Raw genomic sequence first — 26,118 nt, 5'->3', positions numbered from 1 at the left:
GGCTGGGCGCAATATGCGTCTCTCTCCACCCTCGTGAAGATCGACCGCCCGCAAGCCTCGGAAACGACGGCGTTATCGGCCGCGGTCTCTCAAAGGTCAAAAAGCCATTGAAAACAAGAATTTATTGGCGGAGAGGGGGAGATTCGAACTCCCGATACCCTTGCGAGTATGCCGCATTTCGAGTGCGGTGCAATCGACCACTCTGCCACCTCTCCGCGGTGGCGCCGTTCGCGCGAAGCGGGTGATACATGGCCGCGGGAGGGATGACAAGGGCCGGTACGCGCTTTCGCAGTCCATCCTCAAGACGGCCTGTGGATGCGCCGCCCGCGCCGCGTCGGAGATCTGCCGGCTCGCTCCCTCCGTAGGTCCATTTGTCCTCTTCAGCGGTCGCTGAAGAGGATGCCGCCGCGCGCCTTGCGGGATGGCGCGGATTCGACGATCTGCACGACGACTTGCTCCGCGGTGACGCCGAAGTTCCGCGTCACGGCATCGGTGATATCCTTGACGAGGCCGCGATGCTGCTCGATCGAGCGACCTTCGACGGCATAGACGATCACTTCAGGCATGGTCAGGCTCCTCTGCGGCCAATGGATGGCAATCGGAGCCCGCCACACACGAGCCGTCAAGCCGGCTGGCCGAGACCGGTCAGCAGCGTGCGGATGAGGCCGACTTCGTCGTCGTTCACGCCGTGGCTCGATCCTGGATAGATCCGCTTCGTCACGCTGGCGCCGCTGGCCGCGAACCGCTCGGCCGAGACCTCGACGCGAGTGAGCGGGATATGACCGTCCCGCTCAGAACAACCAAGCAGCACCGGCGTTCCAGCGAGCCGCTCGTCGCCCTGCCAGAGTTCGGCATCGACGCCGATCAGCCCGCCAGACAGCGCGACGACGCCGCCATAGCGGGCCGGGCGCCGCGCGGCGGCCTCGAGGGCGAGGCAGGCGCCCTGCGAAAAGCCGAGAATAACGATCCGCTCATCGGCGAGGCCAGCCGCGTTCAGATCATCGAGAAGGTTGGCGACCGTCTCCAGGGCTGAGCCGAGATACGGTGCGTTGACCGCGCGCGGCTCGATGAAACGCTGCGGATACCAGACATTGCCAGCGGCCGCCGGCGCCAGGAAAGCAAGGTCGCCATGACGGAAATAGGCGCTGAGCGAGAGGATATCCTCGGCGCTGCCGCCGCGCCCATGCAGCATGACGACGGCACCACGAGCCTCTTCCGGCGCAGCGCCGGCGGCAAGGATGGGGCGGCCGCCATGGGGCGGCGCGCTGCGTGTCTGAGAGAGGGTCATGATGATGATCCGATGTCGGGATGGAGAGACGCGGCGCCCGGTGGGGGCGCCGCGTGGCAGGCTAGAGCGGCTGCAGGCGGCTCTCGATCGAGGCGCGGCGCGGCTCGAGGAAGGGCGGCAGCGACAGATGTTCGCCGAGCGTCTCCAGCGGTTCGTCAGCCGTGAAGCCGGGGACGTCGGTGGCGATCTCGAAGAGGACGCCGCCCGGCTCGCGGAAATAGAGCGAGCGGAAATAATAGCGCTCAACCTCGCCGGACGACGGGATGCGGAAACCGCGCACCCGCTCGGTCCAGGCTGTCAGTCCGTCGTGGTCCGGCGTGCGGAAAGCGACATGATGCACGCCGCCGGCGCCCTCACGGGCAACGGGAAGGTCGGGCTCGACCGCAACATGGAGCTCCGCCGACGGTCCGCCTTCGCCCATGCCGAAGACGTGGACGCTATTCGACGAGATCGCGCTCACCGGATAGTCGCGCAGCTTCTGCATGTTCATCACCTTGGTCAGAACCTGCTCGGTCGGCCCGAGCGCCGGCACGCTCATGGTGATTGGGCCAAGGCCGAGGATCTGGTGTTCGGCCGGAACGGTGCTTTTCTCCCAGGGATGACGCGTGGCGATGCGCTCGTCAGCGACGAGTGCCAGCCGCTGGCCTTCGGGATCCTCGAAGGCAAGGGACAGGCGTCCGGTTGTCTCGTTGGGCTCGGCCATCTTGGCGCCGGCGGCGGCGAGGTGGTCGCGCCACCAGCCGATGCTGGCCGGATCGACGCGGAAGCCCGTGCGGGTGACGGAATGCGTGCCACGGCGGGCAGGCGCGGCTGGCCAGTCGAAGAAGGTGATATCGGAACCGGGCGTCGCGTCGCCATCGCCATAGAAGAGGTGATAGGCCGTCGTGTCGTCCTGGTTCACCGTCTTCTTGACGAGGCGGAGGCCCAGCACGCGGGTGTAGAAATCGAGATTGCCCGGCGCGTTGGCCGTGATGGCGGTCAGATGGTGGAAGCCTCCGAGGGTGAGGTCCATAGCGGCAGTCTCCCGTTTGAAGTTATTGTCTGACGCAAAGATCGGCTGTCATCTGGCCAAACACAATCGGTCGGCCGGCACAAGGTTGTCTACGTGGAGTGGACAATCCGCTTTGATTGATAACGAAGCGGGATTCAGTGGTGCGGGAATGGGGAGGCATATCATGGCCAAAGACGAGCGCGGTTTTCTCTGGGGGGCGGCGAGCGCTGCCTATCAGGTCGAGGGCGGCTGGCAGGCGGGTGGCAAGGGCCTCAGCAACTGGGATGTGTGGACCAATATCGACCGCGTTACCGAGCCGGTGTCCGGCAAATTCGAGACCGGCAATGTTGCGATCAATGCCTATGACCGCACGCAATATCTCGAGGATATCGCGCTGATGCAGCGGCTCGGCCTCGATTGCTATCGTTTCTCGCTGTCCTGGTCGCGACTGCTGCCGGACGGTGCTGGCCGGATCAATGCAACCGGCGTCGCCCATTACCAGCGATTCTGCGACGACCTTATCGCCGCCGGCATCGAGCCGATCGTCACCTTGTTCCATTGGGACCTGCCGCAGGCACTGCAGGCCGAGGGCGGCTGGCACGACCGCCGCTCGGTCGATTGGTTCCGCGATTACGCCCGCGTAGCGCGCGAGGCGCTCGGCGACCGCGTCTCGAAATACATCACCTTTAATGAGCCCTTCATCGACCTCTTTCTGATGGAGCCGATGATTGCCGCCATCAAGGAGGGGGGAGCGGTTACCGAGGCGATGCTGGGCCGGCAGGGGATCGCGCTGCATCACTGGATGGTGGCGAGCGCGGCGGTGATCGCCGATTTCCGCGCGGCTGGATTTCAAGGCGAGATCGGCCTGGCGCTGCCGCTGATGCCGATGCTGCCGGAAAGCGGCAGTGCCGAGGACGCGGCGTCGGCCGGCCGCGCCGATGCGATCATCAATCGCTGGTGCCTCGATGCGATGTTCAAGGGCCGCTATCCCGATGAGGTGATGGAGATCTTCGGGCGCCTCGATCCGGCCTTTCGCGTCGAACCAGCGGATTTTGCGCTGATGGCGGCGAACCGTCCGGATTTCCTCGGCGTCAACTTCTATGCGCCGTCTTATATCCGCAGCGATGCCGCCGCCCCGTTTGGATATCGCTGGTTCGACACCAATCCCGACCCGGCGCCGCGGGCTTTCAACGGTCCTGTCCGTCCCGACGCGCTGCGGACGCTGCTCGAGCGCATTCGCGACGACTACGGCAATCCGCCCATCTACATCACCGAAAATGGCGCCGGCTTCGGACCGAACGACGAGGTGATGGAGCGGGGTCAGGTCGTTGACCCGTTGCGCGCCGATTATGTCGCCCGCCACATTGCCGCGGCGCTGGAGGCGAAGAAGAACGGCGTCGATCTTCGCGGCTACATGGTCTGGAGCCTTTTCGACAATTTCGAATGGCTGTTCGGCTATGCGAGGCGCTTCGGCATCGTCCATGTCGATTTCGAGACGCAGAAGCGGACGCCGAAGCTGAGCTTCGAAACATACCGCGCGATCATCGCGCGCGGCGTGGCTCAGGTGGGATAGACGAACGGATCGCCGGCCCGGTCGCGGTCATAGACTGGTACGCCGGCGACATAGCTTGCGCGGACGGCGCGATCATCGCCAAGCGTCATTAGGACGGAAAGCGTCTCCGTGAGGTCGCGGCAATAGGCGGTGCGGAACTGAAGGAGCGGTGTCGCCGCGGGATCGAGCACGATGATATCCGCCTCGCGGCCAGGCTCGATGGCGCCGATGCGATCGGAGAGATGCAGCGCCTCGGCAGCGCCTGTCGTCGCGAGCCAGAGCGCCTCGGCTGTGGACAGCGTGGTGCCGCCGAGCTTTGCCACCTTGTAGGCCTCGTTCATGGTCTGGAGCTGGGAAAAGCTGGTGCCGGCGCCAAGATCCGTGCCGAGCGCGACCTTGACCGGCCGATCGGCGCGTTTTGCCTCGAACAGGCGGAAAAGGCCGCTGCCCAGGAACAGGTTTGAGGTCGGGCAGTGTGCCAGTACCGAACCCGTGCGGTGGCAGCAGGCGAAGTCCGCTTCCGTCATATGCACGGCATGGCCGAAAATGGCGCGCGGGCCGGTCAAACCGGCATGGTCGTAGACATCGAGATAGCTCGATCGTTCGGGAAAGAGCTCAGCGACCCAAGCCGTTTCGGCGACGTTTTCGCAAAGATGGGTCTGGACGTAGGTGCCGGGATGCTCCCGCCAGAGGCGGCCGGCGGCTTCGAGTTGCTCCTCCGAACAGGATGGCGCGAAGCGGGGTGTGATCGCGTAGAGTTGGCGGCCCTTGCCATGCCAGCGGGCGATCAGCGTGGCGCTTTCCTCGGTGCCGCTGGCCGCCGTGTCGGTGAGGTCCGGCGGGGCGTTGCGGTCCATGAGCACCTTGCCAGCGATCATGCGCGTGCCGAAGCGCTCGGACTCGGCGAAGAACGCATCGACCGAATGGGCGTGCACCGTGCAGTAGACCGCAGCGGTGGTCGTGCCGGCCCGGAGCAATTCGCGCAGGAAGCGCCCGGCGACATCCTCGGCATGTTCCGGGTCGGAAAACCCAGCCTCGGCGGGAAATGTGAAGGCGTCGAGCCAGGCGAGTAACTCCTCACCGGCGGCCCCGATCATCTGCATCTGCGGATAGTGGACATGAGCGTCGATGAATCCAGGTGAAAGGATCGCACCGGGATAGTGATCGACGGGCGTGCCGGGCGGCAGGCTTGCCAGCATGGTTTCGGCCGGGCCGACGCGGGCGATGATGCCGTCCTCCACGAGGACGAGGCAATCTTCCTCGAAGACCAGCGCCTCGCGTCCTGCAGGGCCGAAGGGGTCGCCCTGAAACCGAGCCACCGTTCCACGGATCGCCCTTGCCGCCATCGCCAACCCCATTTGAATCTGCCTGCGCGAACGATCCCGCGTCTCGCGGAGAATTGAAAGTGGGCTCGTCGCCGCTGGTCATCGCGGGGGCGCCTTGCAAGAGGGGCGATCCTGCTTGAATTAGCCGCAAGGGCGGTCGATGGACAGAAGAGGGCAGGGGCGGTAAAAGGGCGCCATCATCAACGACGGGAACCGTGTCCGATCGCGTTGCACTTCGAGGCGACGGGCTCATGTCTCATGGAACATACCGAAGTCAAAGCCGCCGAGGACAGTCTGGCAAGCGTCGTCCGTCCCTCCTTCCTCGTCCGGCGCTGGCAATCGTTCCGAGCGGATCTCGCCGATCCCGACGGCACGGTGGCGATGATCGCGCGCATCCTGCGCGGCAACTACAAGACGCACTGGAAGGGCTACACGCTGTCCTTCTTCTTCCTGTTCATCGTGGCCGGCATGACCTCTTTGTCGGCCTGGATCATGAGCAGCGTCGTGAACCAGATTTTCGTCAAGCAGGACAAGGAGATGCTGGTTCTCCTCTCCTGTGCTGTCGTCGGCATCTTCGTCGTGAAGGGCGCGGCGACCTACGGGCAGATGGTCGTCCAGAGCCGCATCGGAAACCGCATCGTCGCTGAGAACCAGAACCGCTTCTACGACCGGATCCTGCGTTTCGGCCTCAATTTCTATAACGAGCGCGCCTCGGGCGAGATGATCATGTCGATCTCCGCCGGCGCCAACGGCATCCGCAGCGTGATCGACACGCTCGTGCTTAGCGTCGGCCGCGATTTCGTGACGCTGATCGGTCTCGTCTTCGTGATGGTCTACCAGGCGCCGATCATGGCAGTCTTCGCGCTGGTGGTCGCGCCGGTGGCGATCATGTTCATCACGCGGCTGGTGAAGCGTATCCGCAGCATCGCGCGGGCCGAGTTCACATCGGGCATCGCGATCATATCGATCATCCAGGAAACCGTGCACGGCGCCAAGATCGTCAAGGCGTTCGGCCTCGGCGACCATATGCGTACGCGCATGTCCGACGCCGTGGGCGCCGTCGAGAAGCGCGCCAACAAGATCTCGCAGCTGCAGGCGCGGACCAGCCCGCTGATGGAGACGCTGGGCGGCGTCTCGATCGGCCTCGTGATCTTCTATGCCGGCTGGAGCACGATCTCGGCCGGCAAGACGCCGGGCGAATTCATGTCGTTCATCACCGCGCTGCTGCTTGCCTACGAGCCGGCCAAACGCCTTGCCCGTGTCCAGGTCGGACTTGCAGAGAGCCTTGTCGGCGTTCGCGCGCTGTTCTCGATCCTCGACCACCCGGTCAGCGTCACCGAGAACGACGAGAACCCGGCGCTCAAGCTGACGCGCGGCCGCATCGATCTTGATGACGTGACCTTCGGCTACCGTACCAGCGAGCCGGTGGTGCATGGCATCACGCTCTCGGTCGAGCACGGCAAGCGCCTCGCGCTGGTCGGGCCATCGGGCGGCGGCAAGTCGACAATCCTGTCGCTGATCCAGCGGTTCTACGATGTCCAGAAGGGCGCGATCCGCGTCGATGGGCAGGATATCCGCACGGTTTCGATCGATACGTTGCGTCAGCATATCGCTTTTGTCAGCCAGGACGTGTTCCTGTTCTCCGGCACGGCACGCGACAATATCCGCATCGGCCGTCTCGACGCGACCGATGCCGAAGTCGAGCAGGCGGCACGCGATGCCTTTGCGCATGATTTCATCATGAACCTGCCGAACGGCTATGACAGCACGGTCGGTGAGAACGGCGTCCAGCTCTCGGGTGGCCAGCGCCAGCGTATCGCCATTGCCCGCGCCATCCTCAAGAACGCGCCGATCCTGCTGCTCGACGAGGCGACATCGGCGCTCGATTCGGAATCCGAGCGCATGATCCAGGCCGCGCTCGACAAGCTGGTCGAGGGCCGAACGACGATCGTCATCGCCCACCGCCTCGCGACCATCCTGACTGCCGACGAGATCGCAGTTATCGAGCATGGCAAGGTGCTGGAAAGCGGCACCCACGCCGAGCTGGTGCGCAAGCAGGGCCTCTATGAGAAGCTCTACCGCTACCAGTTTGCCGAGGATCCGGCGTTGGAGCGCCAGAGCGCCTGAGGCGCGTGACGTTGCCGGGCACACCCGGCAACGCTGCTTCGCCGCGGCGTCGAACGTCGGCCTCTAGAGGAGGCCGCGCCCCGACAGGTTCCGCATCAGCGCGGTGGCGCCGAAGGTCCAGGGCTCGGCATCCGAGGATAGAACCACGCGGTTTGACAACTGGCCGAGCTTCGGCGCTGCAATCGTCACGATGTCGCCGATCTTGTGCGTGAAGCCCTGGCCGGGACCGTCGCGGTCCTGCACCGGGGCGAACATCGTGCCGAGATAGAGCACGAAGCCGTCGGGATATTGATGGTTCTTGCCGACGGTCTGCTTGACGAGATCCGCGGGGTCACGGCTGATCTTCGACATCGCGCTGGACCCGTCCAGGCGGAAGCCGTCCTCGCCCGTCACCGTCAGCCGGACCTCGGTCTGCCTGACATCGTCGAGCGAGAACGAGGCGTCGAACAGGCGGATGAACGGTCCGATCGAGGCGCTGGCATTGTTGTCCTTGGCCTTCGACAGCAACAGCGCCGAGCGGCCCTCGACATCGCGCAGGTTGACGTCATTGCCGAGCGTCGCGCCGACGATATGGCCGCTCGAAGAGACGACGAGCACCACTTCCGGCTCGGGATTGTTCCAGGTCGAGATCGGATGAATGCCGACCTCGGCGAGATGGCCGACGCTCGACATCGGCTGTGCCTTCGAGAAGATCTCCGCGTCCGGGCCGATGCCGACCTCGAGATATTGCGACCACATGCCCTTTTCGATCAGCAGCGCCTTCAGCGCCGCCGCCTGCTCGGAGCCGGGGCGGAGACGAGCGAGATCGTCGCCGATCGTCGTCTGGATCTCCGAGCGGATCGCATTGGCGCGTTCGGGCAGGCCGCGCGCCTGCTCTTCGATCACGCGTTCCAGCATCGAGACGACGAAGGTGACGCCGGCGGCCTTCACCGCCTGGAGGTCGATCGGCGAGATCAGCCACGGCTTGGTGCGATCACGCGTCGCGAGCGGCGTGTTGGCGAGGATATCGGCAAGGCTGCCAAGCGTCTCGCCGTCGGCCATGGCGGCAACGCGGCCCGGATCTTCCGTCTCGCAGAGGTCGCGCATGGTGACGACCGCGGCCGTGATGTCGAAGACCTCGTCGCCCCTCAGCGAAATGATGGAGGGACCGTCGAGATCGGGCCTGAACACCCGCCCAACGAGCGTCGCCTCGCCGGCATCCTGTGGCAGGGCAAAAGCGGGTGTCACATCGAACGACATGGAGCGGTCCTCTCGCATTTTCGGGGCGCCAGCGTCGAGGCCGGCGGTGGACGAACCTAGTATGCGGGGCGGCCCCTGCCAACCGCCGGCAGGCACCAAGTCAACGCATCGCCGCGTCGCAGCTGCCGCATTTGTGGGCCGCAATATCAGCCGTTCCATGCGCCTGTCTAAATTGTATGCAATCGAGCGCTATTGTATGCAATGGAGCCGTGTGAGCATCGGTGGCGGAACGCAACATGGCAGGTGAGGTCTTCGGACAGCGACGATCCCAATCGGAATCGGCTCGTTCAATCAAATGTTTGCGTGCGCTTGTGCGCAGCACGCCGTCACCTGTCGCCGCCTTGGCACATCTGTTGCGAGAGACGGAAGTGGGAACACCCCGGCGCCGGGAGGCCTGCGCCGATGTCCGTTGCAAAAGGTATTGCCCATGTCCGCATTTTCGCTCAATCGCAGGACGCTGCTCAAGAGCGCCGCCATCGGCTCTCTCGGCCTGACGACCGGCCTGTTGACACGCCGCCCGGCGTTTGCGGCCGATCTGACGATCGGCATCATCTATGTCGGCTCGCGCGACGACTATGGCTGGAACCAGGCGCATGCCGTGGCGGCCAAGGCGCTGGCTGCCGTGCCGGGCGTCAAGGTTGTGGAAGAAGAGAACGTCCCCGAGACGGTTGCTGTGGCCAAGACCATGGAGTCGATGGTCGAACTCGATGGCGCCGGCCTGATCTTCGCGACGTCCTTCGGCTATTACTCGCCATTCATGGTCGATGCCGCGAAGAAATATCCCGACGTTCAGTTCCGCCATGCGGCGCCCCTCTGGACCGACAAGGATCCGAAGAACGCCGGCAGCTATTTCGGCTATCTCGATCAGGCCCACTACATCGACGGCATCGCCGCCGGCCTCTCGACCAAGTCGAACAAGCTCGGCTTTGTCGCCGCCAAGCCGATCTCCTCGGTGCTCTCCAACATCAATTCGTTCGCGATCGGGGCCCGCAAGGTCAATCCCAACGCGACCGTTCAGGTGATCTTCACCGGCGACTGGTCGATGCCGGTGCGCGAGGCCGAGGCAACCAACGCGCTGATCGATGCCGGCTGCGACGTCATCACCTGCCATGTCGATAGCCCGAAGACCGTCATCCAGAACGCCGAAGCCAAAGGCGTCAAGTCGTGCGGCCATAATGCCTCGCAGGCCGATCTCGCGCCTAAGGGTTTCATCACCGGCGCCGAATACAAGTGGGAGACGATCTACAAGCAGTATGCCGACACGCTGGCCAAGGGCGGCGAGCTGCCGAACTTCCTGTCGGGCGGCTATGACCTCGATTTCGTGCAGAACACCCCCTACGGCGCGGGAGCGACGCCTGAGGCGATCAAGGCGGCTGACGCGGCGAAGATCGAGATGAAGGCTAAGGTGCCGGTCTATGTCGGTCCGCTCAAGGACAACACCGGCAAGGAAGTCATCCCGGCCGGTACCGTGCATGCGCCCTACGATCCGTGGATCGACCAGATCAACTTCCTGGTCGAAGGCGTCACCGGCTCCATCACCTGATAGGCCCCGGCGGGTAAGTCCCGCCGCATGAGAGCACCGCTCCGGTCGAGGCCGGGGCGGATGACGGGCGGCGCCGCCGCTTCGGTCCCTTGTCTCCTCGGGAGAGCTTCGATGGCGGATATTGCACAGCAGGACGCGACGCCGGCAGTCTATGGCGGGCTTGCCGAGTTGCTCGACCGGCTACGGCGATCGTCGGAATATGTCTTGATCCCGCTGTTCGCGCTCGTGGCCGCCGGGCTGCTCTTCTCGATTTTCCTGCTGGCGCTCGGCCAGTCACCGGCAACCTTCTTCTCACTGCTCTGGCGCGGCGGCTTCGGCACAGGGTTCTCGTGGGAGAACACGCTGGTGCGCGCCGCGCCGTTGATTCTCACCGCGCTCTGCGTCGCCGTTCCGGCCCGGCTCGGTCTCACCATCGTCGGCGGCGAGGGCGCGCTGGTGCTCGGCGGATTCGCTGCCGCCGTGGCGTCCATTCCGCTGGTGAATGCCGGCGCGCCGAGCTTCGTCGTTCTCCCGGTCATGGGTCTTTGCGCCATCGCCGTTGGAGGGCTCTGGATCGGGCTCGTCGGCGTACTCCGCCACTATCGCGGCATCAACGAGACGATCGCCAGCCTGCTGATGTCCTATATCGCCATCGCGATCATGAACTTCTTCGTCGAAGGCGCGCTACGCGATCCAGCCAATCCGAACAAGCCGTCGACCCAGGCCATTGGCGAGGCCAACATGATCGGCGACGTGCCGGGCCTTGGCGTCCATTGGGGGCTGCCGGTCGGTATCGTTGTGGCGATCTTGCTCTGGGTGCTGATGAACCGCACCACCTTCGGCTTCGCCGCACGCGTCACCGGCGGCAATGTGCGTGCGGCGCGGGCCCAGGGACTGCCGGTCGGCCGGCTTATCGTCATTTCATGCGCGATCGCCGGCGCCTGCGCGGGGCTCGCCGGCTTCTTCGAAGTCGCGGCAATCCAGGGCAAGGCCAATGCATCGCTCGCCGCCGGCTACGGCTTCACAGGCATTCTCGTCGCATTCCTCGCCCGCCAGAACCCGCTCGCCATCGTCCCTGTCGCGGTCTTCCTCGGCGGCATCGCGGCGGCAGGCGGCCTCATCCAGCGCCGGATGGGCATGCCCGACGCGACGGTGCAGGTGTTGCAGGGGCTGATGTTCGTGGTGCTGCTGGTCAGCGAGACGCTTTATGGCCGCATGCCATTCTTCCGGGCGAGAGGAGACAAGCGATGAGCGGGACCGATATCGGCTTCTGGGGCGTTCCTCTTGCGATGTTCGCCGGGGCAATCCGCGTCTCGACGCCCTTCCTTTTCGTCTCGCTCGGGGAATGCCTCACCGAGAAGTCGGGCCGCATCAATCTTGGCCTCGAGGGCACGCTCGTCTTTGGCGCGATGTCGGGCTACGCGGTCTCGTATCTTTCCGGCTCGCCCTGGCTCGGCGTGCTGGCGGCGGGTATCTCCGGCATGTTCTTCGGCGCCATCCACGGCTATATCTGCAAGCTTCCCAAGGTGAACGACATCGCGATCGGCATCGCCATGATGCTGTTCGGCACGGGCCTCGCCTTCTTCTTCGGCAAGCCCTTCATCCAGCCGCAGGCGCCACATTTGCCATCGATCAATCTCGGCGGATGGTCTGATTATCCGCAGATCCAGTCGGCGCTGGAGATCAACCCGCTGTTCCTGGTGGGCATTGTCCTCGCCGTGGCGATGTGGTGGGCGTTCAAGAATACGCGCTGGGGCCTCATCATCCGCATGACCGGAGACAGCGCGCCGGCGGCGCTGGCCATGGGCTATTCGGTCGATCTCGTCCGCTTTCTGGCCACGACGGTCGGCGGCTTCTTCGCGGGCGTCGGCGGTGCCTTCCTGTCGCTCTATTATCCGGGCGCCTGGAGCGAAGGCCTCTCTTCGGGACAGGGCCTGATGGCGGTGGCGCTTGTCATCTTCTCGCGCTGGAACCCGCTGCTCTGCTTCGCGGCGGCCCTGCTCTTCGGCGCGGCCGGTGCCATCGGGCCGGCGCTACAATCGGTCGGCATCACGCAGGGCTACTACTTCTTCAATGCGGCGCCCTACCTGCTGACCCTTTTCATCATGATCGCCTCCGTCTCGCCGAAGCGCTCGCTGAAGGGCGCGCCGGGCGAATTGTCGATCACCAAATAGGAGTGTCGCCATGAACGGTCTGGGCGGTCTCAACAAAGCGCCTGCTGGCGTCGTCATCGGCCTCGTTCAGTTGCAATTGCCGGTGACGGTGACGAAGGACGACCTCGCGCGCCAGACCGCGCGGGTCGTCGAACTGGTCGGCAAGGCGCGGCGGAACAATGCCGGCATGGACCTCGTCGTGTTCCCGGAATATGCGCTGCACGGGCTCTCGATGGATACCAATCCCGAGATCATGTGCGATCTCGACGGGCCGGAGGTCGCCGCGTTCAAGGAGGCCTGCGCGCGCCACAGGATCTGGGGCTGCTTCTCGATCATGGAGCGCAATCCTGGAGGCAATCCCTATAATTCCGGCATCGTCATCGACGATACGGGCACGCTGAAGCTTTATTACCGGAAGCTCCATCCCTGGGTGCCCGTCGAGCCATGGGAACCGGGCGACATCGGAATTCCCGTCATCGACGGCCCCAAGGGCTGCAAGCTGGCGCTGATCATCTGCCATGACGGCATGTTCCCCGAGATGGCGCGTGAATGTGCCTATAAGGGCGCCGAGATCATGATCCGCACGGCGGGCTACACCGCGCCGATCCGCCAGAGCTGGCGCTTCACCAACCAGTCCAACGCCTTCTGCAATCTGATGGTCACCGCCAATGTCTGCATGTCGGGCTCGGACGGCACGTTCGATTCCATGGGCGAGGGCATGATCGTCAACTTCGACGGCGAGATCATCGCCCATGGCACGAGCGGCCGGCCTGACGAGATTATCACTGCCGAGGTTCGGCCCGATCTCGTGCGCGAAGCGCGCATCAACTGGGGCGTCGAGAACAACATCTATCAGTTCGGCCATCGCGGCTATGTCGCGGTCAAAGGCGGCGCGCAGGACTGCCCCTACAGCTACATGACCGACCTCGCCGCTGGCCGCTATCGCCTGCCATGGGAGGCGGATGTCGTCCATACGGACGGCACGGCCTGCGGCTTTGCTGCCCCGACACGGCTCTATGGCGAGAGCGCAACTGCCTCGGACGCGCAGCAGGCGGCGGAATAGGGGCGGGACATGAGCACAGACACTCTTGACGAGCGGGTCGCCGCAGCCGTCGTTCCGGGCGGGCGCACGATTGCGTCGGATCCCTATCCGTGGCCGTTCGACGGCAATCTGAAGCCGGAAAACACCGCGCTCATCGTCATCGACATGCAGGTCGATTTCTGCGCTCCGGGCGGTTATGTCGACTCAATGGGCTACGACATCTCGTTGACGCGCGAGCCGATCGAGCCGATCCGCCGCGTCCTCGATGCGATGCGCGCCAAGGGCTATCACATCATCCACACCCGCGAGGGGCATCGCCCTGATCTCGCCGACCTGCCGGCCAACAAGCGCTGGCGCTCGCAGCGGATCGGCGCCGGCATCGGCGACCAGGGTCCGTGCGGGCGCATCCTCGTGCGCGGCGAGCCAGGCTGGGAGATCATCCCCGAGCTGCAGCCGGTTGAGGGCGAGACGATCATCGACAAGCCGGGCAAGGGCTCGTTCGTCGCGACCGATCTCGAACTGGTGCTGCGGCAGAAGGGCATCCGCAACATCGTGCTGGCTGGCGTCACTACAGACGTCTGCGTGCACACCACGATGCGGGATGCGAACGACCTCGGCTATGAATGCGTGCTGCTCAGCGACTGCACAGCCGCTACCAAGCGCGAGAACCACCTTGCGGCGATCGACATGGTCAAGATGCAGGGTGGCGTCTTCGGTGCCGTTGCGACGTCGGATGCATTGATCGCGGGGCTCGTCTGATGGCGCGCACTGCTTTTGTCCATCGCATTGCGGCCGCGGCGCCCGACGATGTCTCGGGGCTGACGGACGCGATTGCGTCGGGCACCATCGATCCCCGTGGGATTGTCGCGATCCTCGGCAAGACCGAGGGCAATGGCAATGTCAACGACTTCACCCGCGCCTTTGCCGTCCGCGCGCTCAAGGATGCGCTCAGGCCACATCTCTCGCCGGAGGCCGTCGAGACCGTATCCTATGTAATGTCTGGCGGCACGGAGGGGGCGATGTCGCCGCATTTCCTGGTGCTCGGCAGCGGCGAGACGGCCGATGCCGGAGCTGGCCCGGCGCTCGCTGTCGGCGGCGCGCATACGCCGGCGCTGCCCTTCGACGAGCTCGGCCGGCTTGGACAGGTCCGCCTCGTCGCCGAGGGCGTCCGCGCGGCTATGGCGCATGCCGGCATCGATGACCCCGCCGACGTTCACTTCGTGCAGATCAAATGTCCGCTCCTGACTGCCGAACGCATCACGTCCGTCGAGGTGCGCGGCGGCAGCGTCGCGACGCGGGATACGCTGAAATCCATGGGCCTTTCGCGCGGTGCCTCCTCGCTTGGCGCCGCGGTCGCGCTCGGCGAGATTGCGCTCGAAAGCTTCGATGAAGCAGCAATCGGCCGTGATGCCTCGCTCTGGTCGGGCAGGGCCTCGGCGTCGGCCGGCGTCGAGCTCGCCAATCACGAGATCGTCGTGCTCGGCATGAGCCGCGACTGGTCGGGCCCGCTCGCGATCGATCATGCCGTGATGGCAGACGGCATCGATGTCGAGCCGGTGCGGGCCGCGCTGCGTCGCCTCGGCTTTGACGCCGACGGACAACTTTCGCCCAGCGAGCGTCCCGCGCTGATGGCGCTCCTTGCCAAGGCCGAGGCCGGCACCAGCGGCCGCCTCCGCGGTCTCCGCCACACGATGCTCGACGATTCCGACATCTCCTCGACGCGCCATGCCCGCGCTTTCGTTGCCGGCAGCCTCGGGGCGCTTGTCGGCCATGCCGGCATCTATGTGTCGGGCGGTGCCGAACACCAGGGTCCCGATGGCGGCGGGCCCGTCGCGCTCATTGCCGATCGCCGCCGCCTCCCATCGCTTGTCGCAGCAGAAGGATCGCCGTCATGACCGCGTTCGCCGAACCGACAGGAACCACGCGCCGCGCGGTGGAACTCGAAACCGTCGGCATGACCAAGATCTTCGGATCGCTGGTCGCGCTGGAGGATGTTTCCATCCATGTGAAGCCGGGCACGCTGCATGCTCTGCTTGGCGAGAACGGCGCCGGTAAATCGACGCTCGTCAAATGCATCATGGGTTTCTACCAGCCGACGCGTGGCAGCGTGATGGTGGGCGGCAAGGAAGTGGTCATCGCCACGCCGCGCGATGCGCATGCGCATGGCATCGGCATGGTCTACCAGCATTTCACGCTGGTGCCCTCGCTGACGGCGGCAGAAAACCTCGTCATCAGCCGCGCCCATCCCCCGGCGGTGATCGATTGGAAGAAGGAGATCGCCGGGCTCGAGGCGTTCCTGGAGCGCATGCCGTTCAAGGTGCCGCTGACGGTTCCTGTCTCGAGCCTTTCGGCCGGCGAAAAGCAGAAGCTTGAGATCCTGAAGCAGCTTTATCTCGACCAGCGATTCCTGATCCTCGACGAGCCGACATCGGTGTTGACGCCGGGCGAGGCGGACGAGGTGCTTGGCCTGCTGCGCGGCATGACACAGGCCGGCGACCTGACCATCCTGATGATCAGCCACAAGTTCCGTGAGGTCATGGCCTATGCCGACGACGTCACGGTGCTCCGCCGGGGGCAAAAGGTCGGCGGCGGCGCAGTGAGCGCGCTCAGCGTCGACGAGATGAGCCGCATGATGATCGGGGATACCAAGATCCGCGAGCGCGCGGCGCGCAAGGCGTTCACCGGCCAGAAGGTGACGCTGGAACTGGCCGGTGTCTGCGCCGAGGACGACGGCGGCATGCCGGCGGTCGACGCGGTCAATCTGAAGGTCCATGCCGGCGAAATCGTCGGCGTCGCCGGCGTTTCCGGCAACGGCCAGTCAACGCTGATCGAGGTGCTCTCCGGCCAGCGCGACATGACCGAGGGCCAGCTTTTCATCGACGGCGAGAATTTCGAGCCCGTGCGTCAGCAGATGGCGAAATTCAAAGTGTTCGGCCTGCCGGAGGAGCCGCTGAAGAATGCGGCGGTGCCACGCATGACCGTTGCGGAAAACATCGCGTTCCGTTCCTTCGACGAGCCGCCGATCGCCCGGCGCTTCGGCTTCATGTCGCCGAAGCCGATGCGCAAAAGGGCTCGCGAACTAATCGCCGCCTATCGCATCAAGACGCCCTCGACCGAGGAACCGATCGAGAATCTCTCGGGCGGCAATGTCCAGCGCGCGATTCTCGCGCGCGAGCTTTCCGGACAGGTCGATGTCCTGATCGTCGCCAATCCCTGCTTCGGGCTCGACTTCGCCTCGGTGTCGGAGATCCGCTCGCAGATCATGGACCAGCGCAACCGCGGCGCCGCCGTGCTGCTGGTCTCTGAGGATCTCGACGAGGTGCTGGAGCTTTCCGACCGTGTCGCCGTCATGTCGGGCGGGGGCATCCATTATGTCGTGCCGATCGCCGAGGCCGACCGCAATTCCATCGGCAAGGCAATGGCAGGGCACTGAGCATGATCACCGTCGACGCAAAGCCGTTCCCCTATGCCTTCCCTCCCGACAAGACAGCGCTGATCGTCATCGACATGCAGCGCGATTTCGTCGAGCCGGGCGGCTTCGGCGAGTCGCTCGGCAATGATGTCTCGCTGCTGCGTGCCATCATCCCGACTGTCGCCGCGCTGATCGGCCTTTTCCGTACGAACGGCTGGCCGGTGATCCATACGCGCGAGGGTCACGCGGCCGATCTTTCCGATTGTCCCCCGAGCAAGATCTGCCGCGGCGCGCCGTCGATGCGCATCGGCGATGCCGGGCCGATGGGGCGGATCATGGTGCGCGGCGAGCCTGGCAATGCGATCATTCCGGAGCTTCAGCCTGTTGACGGCGAGATCGTGATCGACAAGCCGGGCAAGGGTGCTTTCTACGCCACGCCGCTCGGCGAGGACCTCGCGCGGATCGGTATCACGCATCTCATCTTTGCCGGCGTTACGACGGAGGTGTGCGTGCAGACAACGATGCGCGAGGCCAATGATCGTGGCTTCGACTGCCTGCTGATCGAAGATGCGACCGAAAGCTATTTTCCCGAGTACAAGGCCGCGACCGTCTCGATGATCGCCGCGCAGGGGGCCATCGTCGGGTGCGTGGCGCCCTTTGCCGCGCTTGAAGCTGCGTCCGCGTGAAGGAGGGACTGAGTGATGAGTGATTTCGATGCCGCGGCGCATGTCGCGCATATGGAGACGGTGATGGCGCTCACCATCGACGAGGCCTGGCTGCCGTCCGTCGTCGCAAACATGGCGGCCACTGCGCGCGCGGCAGCGCTTGTGATGGCGTTCGAACTCGATGATCACGTCGAGCCGGCGCCGGTATTCGAGCCGTGAGTGCTTTCGACATCCTGTTCCGGCCAGGGCATGAGATCGCCGCCGACGTTCGCGCGCGCCGGGTTTCCGCCCGGGAGGTGACCGAGGCGGCGCTGGACGCCATCGAGGCGCTGGATGGCAAGCTCAATGCCTTCACGGACGTGACGGCCGAGCGGGCCATCGAGGAAGCGAACCGCGTCGATGCGGCCGTGATCGGTGGTACGGCGCCGCCGCTCGCGGGCGTTCCCTATGCGGTCAAGAACCTTTTCGACATCGAGGGGGTCGTCACCCGCGCCGGTTCGAAGATCAACCGCGAGAACCCACCTGCCGCGGCCGATGCGAGCCTTGTGACGCGCATGCAGAAGGCGGGCGCGGTGCTGATCGGCGGCGTCAATATGGGCGAATACGCCTATGACTTCACCGGCGAGAACGTCCATGACGGCGCCTCGCTCAATCCGCATGATCCGGCGCGGATGTCGGGCGGCTCGTCCGGCGGATCGGGCACGGCCGTCGCGTCTGGCATGGTGGCGCTGTCGCTCGGGTCTGACACCAATGGCTCGATCCGCGTGCCGTCGTCCTTCTGCGGCCTCTATGGCCTGAAGCCGACCTTCGGCCGCCTTTCGCGCGCCCGAACTTTTCCGTTCGTCGCCAGCCTCGACCATCTCGGGCCTATCGCGCGTTCGCCGCGCGATCTCGCCATGGCTTTCGACGCGCTGCAGTTTCCTGACCCCGACGATCGCCACCAGTTGACGCGGCGCTCGCTCGATGCGGAACGCGTTCTTAGAACTGGCATCGACGGACTTCGTATTGCAGTCGCCGGCGACTATTTCCGCAGCCAGGCGGGCAACGAAGCGCTTGCTGCTGTCGATCATGTGGCGAAGGCGCTCGGTGCGGACCGCGAGGTGGACCTGCCGGAAGTGCATCGGGCTCGCGCGGCCGCCTATGTCATTACGACCAGTGAATCCTCGGCCCTGCATCTGCCGCGATTGCAGTCGCGCGCTCGTGACTACGACCCTGACACCCGGGACCGCTTTCTCTCCGGCGCCATGGTGCCGGCGGCCTGGTATGTCGCTGCACAGCGCTTCCGCTCCTGGTTCCGTGCCGAAATGGAGCGGCTCTTCGAGACCGTCGACGTCATTCTCGCCCCTTCGACACCGTTTCCGGCGCTTCTCTCGGGCACGAAAGAGGTGGAACTTGCCGGCAACAGGGTTCCGGCCCGGCCCAATATCGGTATCTTCGCTCAGCCGATCAGCTTCATCGGCCTGCCGGTCGTCGCGGTCCCGGTCTGGCCGGCGGGCACGCATCTGCCGATCGGCGTGCAGGTGATCGCGCCTGCATGGCGAGAAGACATCGCGCTGCGGGTTGCCGAAGCGTTGCATCAGGCCGGCACCACCGCGGCGCCGGTTGCCCCCATACGATTGCAAGGTTCATGACCACGGAACTCGAACTCAACGCCCGCTGGGCCGGACGCAACAACGACAAGGATCGGCTGCGCGATCGTGTCTGGGCAAAGCTCATGACTGACGGCGTCAATGTCGGACCCGTCGACAGCCGCATCCCGAACTTTGCTGGCGCCGATCTCGCGGCGCTGCATCTCTCCCGGCTCGACGCCTGGAAGAATGCGCGCGTCGTCAAATGCAATCCCGATCCGCCACAGATCCCGGTCCGGCTGCGTGCGCTCTATGACGGCAAGATCCTCTATGCGCCGGTGCCGGAACTGACCAAGGGCTTCCCCTTCGTCCGCCTCGATCCGACGGTGCTCGAGGCCAAGGGCGTCCAGTTCGAACTCGCCGCCGTGTCGCAGGGCTTCGTCGAGCATGGCGAGCCGGTGGAATTCGAAGAGATGGAGCCGCTCGATTTCGTCGTCGTCGGCTGTGTTGCGGTCAGCCGCGCCGGTGGCCGGACAGGCAAGGGCGGCGGCTTTGCCGACCTCGAGCTCGGGATCTTCCGGGAGCTCGGCAAAGTGACGCCCGAAACGCCCGTCGCGACATCGGTGCATTCGGTGCAGGTCGTCGACGACGCGCTCCTTCCGATGCAGCCGCACGACTCGCCGCTCGATTTCATCGCCACAGATGTCGGCCTGATCGAAACGGCCACCACCATGGCGCGGCCGACGGGCGTCGCCTGGGATTTCGTGCAGGCCGACCAATATGCCTCGATCCCGTTCCTCAACGATCTGAGGGCGCGCATCGAGAAGAGCGGGGGCTGAGCTAGGGATCGTGACAATCGAGATTGACCATCCGGAGACCAAGGCGGAACTCGAAGCGGCTTTTGCCCGCTATGAGGCCGCGCTGGTCGCCAACGACGTCGCCGTTCTGGACGAGCTCTTCCTCGTCTCGCCGTCGACGATCCGTTACGGAGCGACAGAGAACCTCTACGGCTACAACGAGATCGCGGCCTTTCGCTCCGGTCGCTCGCCGGCGGGCCTCGCGCGGCGGCTCGCCCGGACGGTGATTACCACCTATGGCCGTGACTGCGGCGTCGCATCGACCTTGTTCTATCGCGACAGCGCGCCCGGCAAGGTCGGACGCCAGTCGCAGACCTGGGTACGCACGGTCGCTGGCTGGCGGGTCGCGGCCGCCCATGTCAGCCTGATCGCCGATCCGGACGGCGGCGGGACAGGATCGTGAGGGCGCGCGCGGCTGACCCGGGAGATGTTCCCGTCCGCCGCACGCGGACCGAGGATCTGAGGCTGCAGCTTGCGGACGAGATCGTGCGCGGCGTGTTTGCGCCCGGCGATCCACTCGACGAGGCGGGGCTCGCGGCACGCTATGGCGTGTCGCGGACGCCGGTGCGCGAGGCGTTGCGCCAGCTTGCCGCGAGCGGACTGGTCGAGATTCGTGCACATCGGGGGGCCATCGTCACCCGGCCGTCCGAAAGCCGGTTGATGGAGATGTTCATCGTCATGGCGGAGCTCGAAAGCCTCTGCGCCGCGCTGGCGGCCGAGGCGATGAGCCTGCTGGAGCGTCGAGAACTGGAGCGCGTGCACAGTGTTCTTGGCGAACTCGTGAAGTCTGGCGACCCGTTGCGCTATGCCGAGGCCAATGAGCGCTTTCACGGCGCGATCTATGCCGGGGCTCATAACGGCTATCTCGCCGAGCTGACATTGGCGACGCGGGCGAGGCTCGCCCCATTTCGCCGGGCGCAGTTCCGCCGCGTCGGCCGACTGGCGGATTCCTTCGACGAGCACGACCGCATCGTGGAGTCGATCCTGCGCGGCGACCGCGAGCAGGCAACCCGCGAGATGCGGGCCCATATCGGAACGGTCAAGGAAGCCTTCGACCGCTATATGGAAGGCCGCTGAGCCAAGGCCTCAGAGGCAGTCGACATAGGGACCGGCCTGCCTCGCCCTGCGCTCGATGATGCGCGCGGTGCCCTGCATGACGCGGGAAGGCTTGGCGGGATTGCGAGTGATCGGGTTTGGCAGCGCCGCGGCGAGGAGTGCCGCCTGCCGGGTTGTGAGGTCACGGGCCGGACGTCCGAAATAGTGTTCCGATGCCGCCTCGATGCCGAACAGCCCGGGCCCCCATTGCGCGATGTTGAGATAGATCTCGATCATGCGGCGCTTCGACCAGATGAAATCGGCGTAATAGGCGAGGGGGATTTCCAAGCCTTTGCGGATATAGCTGCGCGACTGCCAGAGATAGAGGTTCTTGACCGTCTGCATGGGGATGGTGCTAGCGCCGCGCGAAGGCCCGCCCTTGGCTCCCATGACCAGATTGAGCTGGTCCCAGTCGACGCCGGCATGCTCGCAGAAGCGGCCATCCTCCGACATGATGACCGAATTGACCATCGCCGGCGCAATGGCGTCGAAGGACACCCAGTCGCGCTGCATGCCTTGGAAGGTCAGGCCCGACCAGAGCATCAGTGTCGAAACCGGTGGGATGACCCAGTAGATCGGCGTCAGCACGAGCGGCAGAGCGATGATGACGATCGCGATCTTGAGGGCAAGGGAGAGCCAGCGGCGGCGACGTCTTGCCGGCATGGCGATCTCCGTCTCAGCGGTTGTCGCGACATCCGAACTGGCCGAAAACTCGGCATGGCCATCGGGACTGGTGGTGGGGTCGCTGGCGGGCAGGGTCATGCCGCTGTCCGCGCCGGCTCGAGGGCAAAGCTGCCGAGGCAGCGGGCCAGCAGGCGGAAGTCGGGCTCGCGGCTGGTGCCCTTGCGCCAGCAGAGGGCCAGGCTTCGCCGCGTCGGTCGCTGGTCGATGGTCATCAGCGCAATGTCCGTGCCGGAGAGAATGCCGGCCTCGGTCGCGATGCGCGGCAGGAAGGTGATGCCGAGGCCGTTATCGACCATTTGCACCAAAGTCGAGAGGCTGGAAGCCTGGATGTCCTCACTCTCGCGGGCGACGAGTTCCGGCGCGGCCGCGCGGATATGGTCGCTGAGGCAGTGGCCGTCTTCCAGCAACAGGAGCGTTTCGGCGTCGAGTTCGGATGCGGCCACGGTCCTTCGTCCCGCCAGCTTGTGATCGCCATTCACGGCGAGCAACAGGCTGTCCTCGGCGATGATGTCCACCATCAGGCCTTCAACCGGGGCCGGCAGGGCGATCAACACGACATCGAGCCGACCGCCGCGAAGGTCCTCCAGCATTGGGCGCGTCAGGTCTTCGCGCAGGTGCAGCCGGAGGTCGGGATAGAGGCGACGAAGCTGCGGCAAAGCCCGCGGCAGGAAATAGGGGGCGATCGATGGAATGACGCCGAGACGGATCCGTCCGGCCAACGGCGCATGAGACGCGCGCGCCGCGTCGACCATTTCCCGCGCATCGACCAGCAGCGCCTTCATCCGTTCGAGGATCGCTTCGCCCGCTGCGGTCAGCGCGACCATGCGGTTGGAACGGTCGACAAGGACGACGCCGACCGTTTCCTCGAGCTGGCGGATGGCATCAGAAAGGGTCGATTGCGTGACATTGCAAGCCGCCGCCGCGCGGCTGAACGAGCCGCTCTCGGCGAGCGCGACAAAATACTGCATCTGGCGGAGTGTCGGGAGCTGCATCGATCCTGCAATACCGGTCAGGCCGATCACCGGCAATCGATAAATCCGATCGTCGCTTTCGATTTTAACGGTTTGACCGATGCGATGCAGCATGGCACCTTCTCGCATATGCAGCAGCGCCTCTCTGTTTTTGTGTGCGCTGCCGAAGCGCTCGCCTCAACATCCTCAGGAGTAAGACATGCTCGGCATCGGCGACAAGCTGCCTGAATTCTCGATCACCGGCGTCAAGCCCGGCTTCAACAAGCATGAGGAAAATGGCGAGAGCGCCTTTGAGACGCTGACCGCTGCCTCGTTTCCCGGCAAGTGGAAGGTGATCTTCTTCTATCCGAAGGATTTCACCTTTGTCTGCCCGACCGAGATCGCCGAGTTCGCCCGCCTCGCCGGCGATTTTGAGGATCGCGACGCCGTCGTCCTCGGCGGTTCGACCGACAACGAGTTCGTCAAGCTGGCCTGGCGCCGCGACCATAAGGATCTCGACCGGCTGCCGATCTGGTCGTTCGCCGACACCAATGGTGCGCTGGTCGATGGCCTCGGCGTGCGCTCGCCCGATGGCGTCGCCTATCGCGTGACGTTCATCGTCGATCCGGAAGGCACCATCCAGCACGTCTACGCGACCAATCTCAATGTCGGCCGCAACCCGAAGGACACGCTGCGCGTGCTCGACGCGTTGCAGACCGACGAGCTCTGCGCCTGCAACCGCGAAGTCGGCGGCAATACGCTGGCGGCCTGATCGATCTGGCCGGCGCGCGGGTAGCACCCCGGCGCCGGCCAGTTCTCACGCTTCGGCTTTCCGGAGCATGTCCTTTTGAAGCGAGTGTGAAGAGCGCCCCATGTCGATCGACAGCCTGAAGTCCCGCATCCCTGATTTCGCCAAGGACGTTCGTCTGAATCTGTCGACGCTCGGCTCCGACGAGACGCTGACGCCGCAGCAGAAATACGGCCTCATGGTCGCCTGCGGCATCGCAAGTCGCAATCCGGCGGTGCGCGCGGCCCTCGAAGCCGAGGCCGCCCAGCATCTGACGCCGGCCGCGCTCTCTGCTGCCAAATCGGCCGCTGCGATCATGGGCATGAACAATGTCTATTACCGCTTCACGCATCTGGTCTCGAACGACGAATATCGCACGCTGCCCGCGAAGCTGCGCATGAACGTCATCGGCAATCCCGGCGTCGACAAGGTCGACTTCGAGCTGTGGTCGCTGGCGGTTTCGGCCATCAATGGCTGCGGCATGTGCATGGACAGTCATGAGGCTGTGCTGAAGAAGGCCGAGGTCCCGACCGAAGTCGTGCAGACGGCCGTGCGATTTGCGGCAATCATCCAGTCCGCCGCGATCGCACTCGAGGCCGCCGAGGCCGCTTGACGCCTTCCCGGCAAGCTGCCAATTCGGCATCGCCCGATCCGCATCGACGCGCTCCGGGCGATGGCCCGGAGCTTTCGCTTGCAAGACTTTGCCGACCGTCTTTCCGAAACTGCCCGTGATGTCGAGGCGCTGCTCGGCGACCTCCTCGCCGAGAAACCGCAGCCCGGTGAGATCGCTCGACCGGCGCGACTGCTGGCGGCCATGCGCCACGCCATGCTCGGCGGCGGCAAGCGGCTTCGACCTGCGCTGACGCTTGAGGTTGCGCGGCTGTTCGGCCGAGCCGATGCCGGCGTGATGCGCGTCGCCGCCGCCATCGAGTGCCTGCATGGCTACAGCCTCGTGCATGATGATCTGCCTTCCATGGACGACGACGACATTCGCCGCGGCCGGCCGACGGTCCACAAGGCCTTCGATGAGGCGACGGCGATCCTGTGCGGGGATGCGCTCCAGACTCTCGCCTTCGATATCATCGCCGCGCCTGAGACCGACGACGACGCCCTCGTCCGTGCCGAACTTGTCCTGGGGCTTGCCCGCGCGTCCGGTCTCGGCGGCATGGCGGGCGGCCAGATGCTGGACCTCGAGGCCGAGAGCAGCAGGCTTGGCGAAGCCGCAACGCTCGAGATGCAGGCGATGAAGACCGGTGCTCTGATCCGTTTCTCCTGCGAGGCGGGCGCGATCCTCGGGCGCGCCGATGCCGAGGCGTGCCGCCGCATCCGCCGCTATGGCGAAATCATCGGTCTCGCCTTCCAGCTCGCTGATGACCTGCTTGACGCCACCGCGACGCCCGAGGCGCTGGGCAAGGCGACCGCCAAGGACCAGGCGCGCGGCAAGGCGACACTCGTCGCGCTCTATGGCATCCAGGAGACGCGGGCGCGGCTCGCCAATCTCGTCGCCGAGGCCGAGGGGTTGCTGGCGCCGTTTGGGCCGGCCGCCGCCCCGCTCGCCGAAGCCGCGCGCTTCGTGGCGCTGCGCGAGAGTTGAGGGCTGCTTGGATCGGAAGCCGTTTACCAGCTCTTCAGCATGATGGGAGCGAGGGTTCTCCTGTTGACGCGCCGTTAGGGGCGATCGGGCAGGCAAAGGCATCTCCGCGAGGACATCGATGCTCGCCCGCTTCGCCCTTTTCGCTGCCGTCATCCTTGTTGCCGTCGGCGCGCTGTCCGGCAGTGGGATGCTTGACCGGCTGGCTTCTATGGTGACGCCACAGGCCGCAGCGCCGACGCCAGCCTCAGCGCGTCAGCCGGTTACGCTGACAGCCGATGTGAGCGGACACTATTTCGTCGATGCCCAGGTGGACGGCAGGCCGGTGCGGTTTGTCGTGGATACGGGCGCGACAGCTGTCGCTCTCTCCGCCGAGACAGCGAAACGGCTTGGCATCATGCCCTTAGGCGCGGCGTTCACCAATGCCAGCCGCACCGCCAACGGCGTCGTTGCAGTGGCCCCGATCCGCCTTCGGGAGATCCGCATTGGCGGGCTGCGCGTTGCGGATGTCGACGCCGTCGTGATGCCGGAGGGCGCGCTTTCGGTCGATCTGCTCGGCATGACGTTCCTCTCGCGCCTTTCCGGCATCAAGGTCAGCGGCCGCCAAATGACGCTCACCCCCTGAGCCATCGTGCCCGTTTCGCCGATACATGTCTTTGTCTCGACACGGAGATTGGGATATGCGCGGGTCGAAGGTTGCTTTGCAGCAGACTTCTGCGCAAATCTCAGCCCAGCCATCCACAACGGGAGTTTCCCCAACGTGTTTCCGAAACCGGTCGCCAAGCTCCTGCGCAACACCTACGCGTTTGAATCGAAGCCGATGGTCAAGCCGACCGGGTTCCGCGAATATGACGCGCGCTGGCTGTTCAACGACGAAATCAACCTGATGGGCGTGCAGGCGCTTGGCATGGGCCTTGGTACGCTGCTCGGCGAGATGGGCATCAAGCGCGAGATCGTGACCGGCCATGACTACCGGTCCTATTCGGCCTCGATCAAGCTGGCGCTCGCCACGGGCCTGATGGCGGCTGGCTGCAAGGTGCATGATATCGGCCTTGCCGTGACGCCGATGGCCTATTTCGCCCAGTTCGAGCTCGACGTTCCCGCCGTCGCCATGGTGACCGCGTCGCATAACGAGAATGGCTGGACCGGCGTCAAGATGGGCGCGGCGCGGCCGCTGACCTTCGGCCCGGACGAGATGAGCCGGCTGAAGGAGATCGTGCTTTCCGCCGCGTTCAACCTGACGGGCGGCGGCTCCTACCAGTTCCACGAC

At 65.2% G+C, this 26,118-nt stretch carries 26 protein-coding genes, 1 tRNA gene and 1 pseudogene; 20 read left to right on the top strand and 8 right to left on the bottom strand.

The genetic code is table 11. From position 1 onward, the window contains the following. Positions 1-125 precede the first annotated feature (125 nt). The 4 genes from BUB39_RS16885 to BUB39_RS16870 form a co-directional block, all read right to left on the bottom strand. Positions 126-215 (bottom strand) — tRNA-Ser (locus BUB39_RS16885). Positions 216-380: 165 nt separating this feature from the next. Beyond that, positions 381-566, bottom strand: coding sequence for a tautomerase family protein (locus BUB39_RS16880; RefSeq protein ID WP_073055741.1), 186 nt, complete (start codon positions 564-566; stop codon positions 381-383). A gap of 56 nt (positions 567-622) precedes the next feature. Further along, a complete protein-coding gene (locus tag BUB39_RS16875) occupies positions 623-1,288 on the bottom strand; it encodes an alpha/beta hydrolase (RefSeq protein ID WP_073055739.1) in 666 nt (221 codons plus the stop codon). A gap of 61 nt (positions 1,289-1,349) precedes the next feature. After that, complete coding sequence (locus BUB39_RS16870) at positions 1,350-2,300, bottom strand: ring-cleaving dioxygenase (RefSeq protein WP_073055737.1); 951 nt, start codon at positions 2,298-2,300, stop codon at positions 1,350-1,352. A 163-nt stretch (positions 2,301-2,463) separates the two neighbouring features. Between BUB39_RS16870 and BUB39_RS16865 the strand changes: the two genes are divergently transcribed. Next, complete coding sequence (locus tag BUB39_RS16865; protein ID WP_073055735.1) at positions 2,464-3,852, top strand: glycoside hydrolase family 1 protein; 1,389 nt, start codon at positions 2,464-2,466, stop codon at positions 3,850-3,852. On the opposite strand, the gene guaD is transcribed toward BUB39_RS16865, so the two are convergent. Continuing rightward, positions 3,840-5,177 carry a guanine deaminase gene (gene guaD / locus BUB39_RS16860; protein ID WP_139251521.1) on the bottom strand — a complete coding sequence of 446 codons (1,338 nt, stop codon included), beginning with the start codon at positions 5,175-5,177 and terminating at the stop codon, positions 3,840-3,842. The genes BUB39_RS16865 and guaD overlap by 13 nt on opposite strands. A gap of 237 nt (positions 5,178-5,414) precedes the next feature. Here guaD and BUB39_RS16855 point away from each other — a divergent pair, with 237 nt between their 5' ends. Then, complete coding sequence (locus BUB39_RS16855) at positions 5,415-7,283, top strand: ABC transporter ATP-binding protein (protein WP_084527547.1); 1,869 nt, start codon at positions 5,415-5,417, stop codon at positions 7,281-7,283. A 63-nt stretch (positions 7,284-7,346) separates the two neighbouring features. Here BUB39_RS16855 and BUB39_RS16850 read toward each other — a convergent pair whose 3' ends face one another. Continuing rightward, entirely contained in the window at positions 7,347-8,522 is a 1,176-nt protein-coding gene (locus tag BUB39_RS16850; RefSeq protein WP_073055731.1) for a fumarylacetoacetate hydrolase family protein, read from the bottom strand. Positions 8,523-8,949: 427 nt separating this feature from the next. Here BUB39_RS16850 and BUB39_RS16845 point away from each other — a divergent pair, with 427 nt between their 5' ends. The 13 genes from BUB39_RS16845 (at position 8,950) to BUB39_RS16785 (ending at position 20,818) form a co-directional block, all read left to right on the top strand. Next, complete coding sequence (locus BUB39_RS16845; protein WP_073055729.1) at positions 8,950-10,065, top strand: BMP family ABC transporter substrate-binding protein; 1,116 nt, start codon at positions 8,950-8,952, stop codon at positions 10,063-10,065. Between the two features lie 111 nt (positions 10,066-10,176). After that, on the top strand, positions 10,177-11,295 hold the full coding sequence (locus tag BUB39_RS16840) for an ABC transporter permease (RefSeq protein ID WP_073055727.1): 1,119 nt from the start codon (positions 10,177-10,179) through the stop codon (positions 11,293-11,295). Continuing rightward, on the top strand, positions 11,292-12,218 hold the full coding sequence (locus tag BUB39_RS16835) for an ABC transporter permease (protein ID WP_073055725.1): 927 nt from the start codon (positions 11,292-11,294) through the stop codon (positions 12,216-12,218). Before BUB39_RS16840 ends, BUB39_RS16835 begins: the two co-directional genes overlap by 4 nt. 10 nt (positions 12,219-12,228) lie before the next feature. Then, entirely contained in the window at positions 12,229-13,260 is a 1,032-nt protein-coding gene (locus BUB39_RS16830) for a formamidase (RefSeq protein ID WP_073055723.1), read from the top strand. A gap of 9 nt (positions 13,261-13,269) precedes the next feature. Continuing rightward, positions 13,270-13,998 carry a biuret amidohydrolase gene (gene biuH / locus BUB39_RS16825; RefSeq protein ID WP_073055721.1) on the top strand — a complete coding sequence of 243 codons (729 nt, stop codon included), beginning with the start codon at positions 13,270-13,272 and terminating at the stop codon, positions 13,996-13,998. Beyond that, positions 13,995-15,134: a cyanuric acid amidohydrolase gene (gene atzD / locus BUB39_RS16820; RefSeq protein ID WP_175561906.1), complete on the top strand. Its 1,140-nt coding sequence runs from the start codon at positions 13,995-13,997 to the stop codon at positions 15,132-15,134. Before biuH ends, atzD begins: the two co-directional genes overlap by 4 nt. Then, positions 15,131-16,672 (top strand): ABC transporter ATP-binding protein, encoded by a 1,542-nt coding sequence (locus BUB39_RS16815; RefSeq protein WP_073055717.1) that lies wholly within the window; start codon positions 15,131-15,133, stop codon positions 16,670-16,672. The genes atzD and BUB39_RS16815 overlap by 4 nt, the downstream gene beginning before the upstream one ends. Before the next feature lie 2 nt (positions 16,673-16,674). After that, entirely contained in the window at positions 16,675-17,337 is a 663-nt protein-coding gene (locus BUB39_RS16810; RefSeq protein WP_073055715.1) for a cysteine hydrolase family protein, read from the top strand. A gap of 15 nt (positions 17,338-17,352) precedes the next feature. Beyond that, a complete protein-coding gene (locus tag BUB39_RS16805) occupies positions 17,353-17,535 on the top strand; it encodes a DUF4089 domain-containing protein (protein WP_073055713.1) in 183 nt (60 codons plus the stop codon). Beyond that, positions 17,532-18,947, top strand: a complete 1,416-nt coding sequence (locus tag BUB39_RS16800) for an AtzE family amidohydrolase (protein WP_244540283.1) — start codon at positions 17,532-17,534, stop codon at positions 18,945-18,947. Before BUB39_RS16805 ends, BUB39_RS16800 begins: the two co-directional genes overlap by 4 nt. After that, on the top strand, positions 18,944-19,723 hold the full coding sequence (locus BUB39_RS16795) for a 5-formyltetrahydrofolate cyclo-ligase (protein WP_073055710.1): 780 nt from the start codon (positions 18,944-18,946) through the stop codon (positions 19,721-19,723). Before BUB39_RS16800 ends, BUB39_RS16795 begins: the two co-directional genes overlap by 4 nt. A 16-nt stretch (positions 19,724-19,739) precedes the next feature. Further along, on the top strand, positions 19,740-20,144 hold the full coding sequence (hpxZ, locus tag BUB39_RS16790) for an oxalurate catabolism protein HpxZ (RefSeq protein ID WP_073056794.1): 405 nt from the start codon (positions 19,740-19,742) through the stop codon (positions 20,142-20,144). Beyond that, positions 20,138-20,818: a GntR family transcriptional regulator gene (locus BUB39_RS16785; protein WP_084527545.1), complete on the top strand. Its 681-nt coding sequence runs from the start codon at positions 20,138-20,140 to the stop codon at positions 20,816-20,818. The genes hpxZ and BUB39_RS16785 overlap by 7 nt, the downstream gene beginning before the upstream one ends. A gap of 9 nt (positions 20,819-20,827) precedes the next feature. Here BUB39_RS16785 and mtgA read toward each other — a convergent pair whose 3' ends face one another. Together mtgA and BUB39_RS16775 are read right to left on the bottom strand one after the other, a co-directional pair. After that, a complete protein-coding gene (gene mtgA, locus BUB39_RS16780) occupies positions 20,828-21,598 on the bottom strand; it encodes a monofunctional biosynthetic peptidoglycan transglycosylase (RefSeq protein WP_342169301.1) in 771 nt (256 codons plus the stop codon). Continuing rightward, the gene (locus BUB39_RS16775) at positions 21,595-22,512 is read right to left on the bottom strand and encodes a hydrogen peroxide-inducible genes activator (protein ID WP_073056789.1); all 918 of its coding nucleotides are present in this window, start codon (positions 22,510-22,512) and stop codon (positions 21,595-21,597) included. The genes mtgA and BUB39_RS16775 overlap by 4 nt, the downstream gene beginning before the upstream one ends. 178 nt (positions 22,513-22,690) lie before the next feature. Between BUB39_RS16775 and BUB39_RS16770 the strand changes: the two genes are divergently transcribed. From BUB39_RS16770 to BUB39_RS16750, 5 genes and pseudogenes are all read left to right on the top strand, one after another. Beyond that, entirely contained in the window at positions 22,691-23,242 is a 552-nt protein-coding gene (locus BUB39_RS16770) for a peroxiredoxin (RefSeq protein ID WP_073055706.1), read from the top strand. A gap of 100 nt (positions 23,243-23,342) precedes the next feature. After that, the gene (ahpD, locus tag BUB39_RS16765) at positions 23,343-23,870 is read left to right on the top strand and encodes an alkylhydroperoxidase, AhpD family (RefSeq protein ID WP_073055704.1); all 528 of its coding nucleotides are present in this window, start codon (positions 23,343-23,345) and stop codon (positions 23,868-23,870) included. A 60-nt stretch (positions 23,871-23,930) separates the two neighbouring features. Continuing rightward, complete coding sequence (locus BUB39_RS16760) at positions 23,931-24,851, top strand: polyprenyl synthetase family protein (protein ID WP_073055702.1); 921 nt, start codon at positions 23,931-23,933, stop codon at positions 24,849-24,851. Positions 24,852-24,969: 118 nt separating this feature from the next. Next, entirely contained in the window at positions 24,970-25,473 is a 504-nt protein-coding gene (locus BUB39_RS16755) for a retropepsin-like aspartic protease family protein (RefSeq protein WP_073055700.1), read from the top strand. A gap of 135 nt (positions 25,474-25,608) precedes the next feature. Next, positions 25,609-26,118 (top strand): annotated as a pseudogene (locus tag BUB39_RS16750) (phosphomannomutase/phosphoglucomutase); the annotation flags it as partial.

This window comes from Kaistia soli DSM 19436, assembly GCF_900129325.1.
Taxonomy (GTDB): domain Bacteria; phylum Pseudomonadota; class Alphaproteobacteria; order Rhizobiales; family Kaistiaceae; genus Kaistia; species Kaistia soli.
The sequence above is the reverse complement of the archived record's forward strand: the minus strand, read 5'-3'. Positions and strand labels throughout refer to the sequence as shown.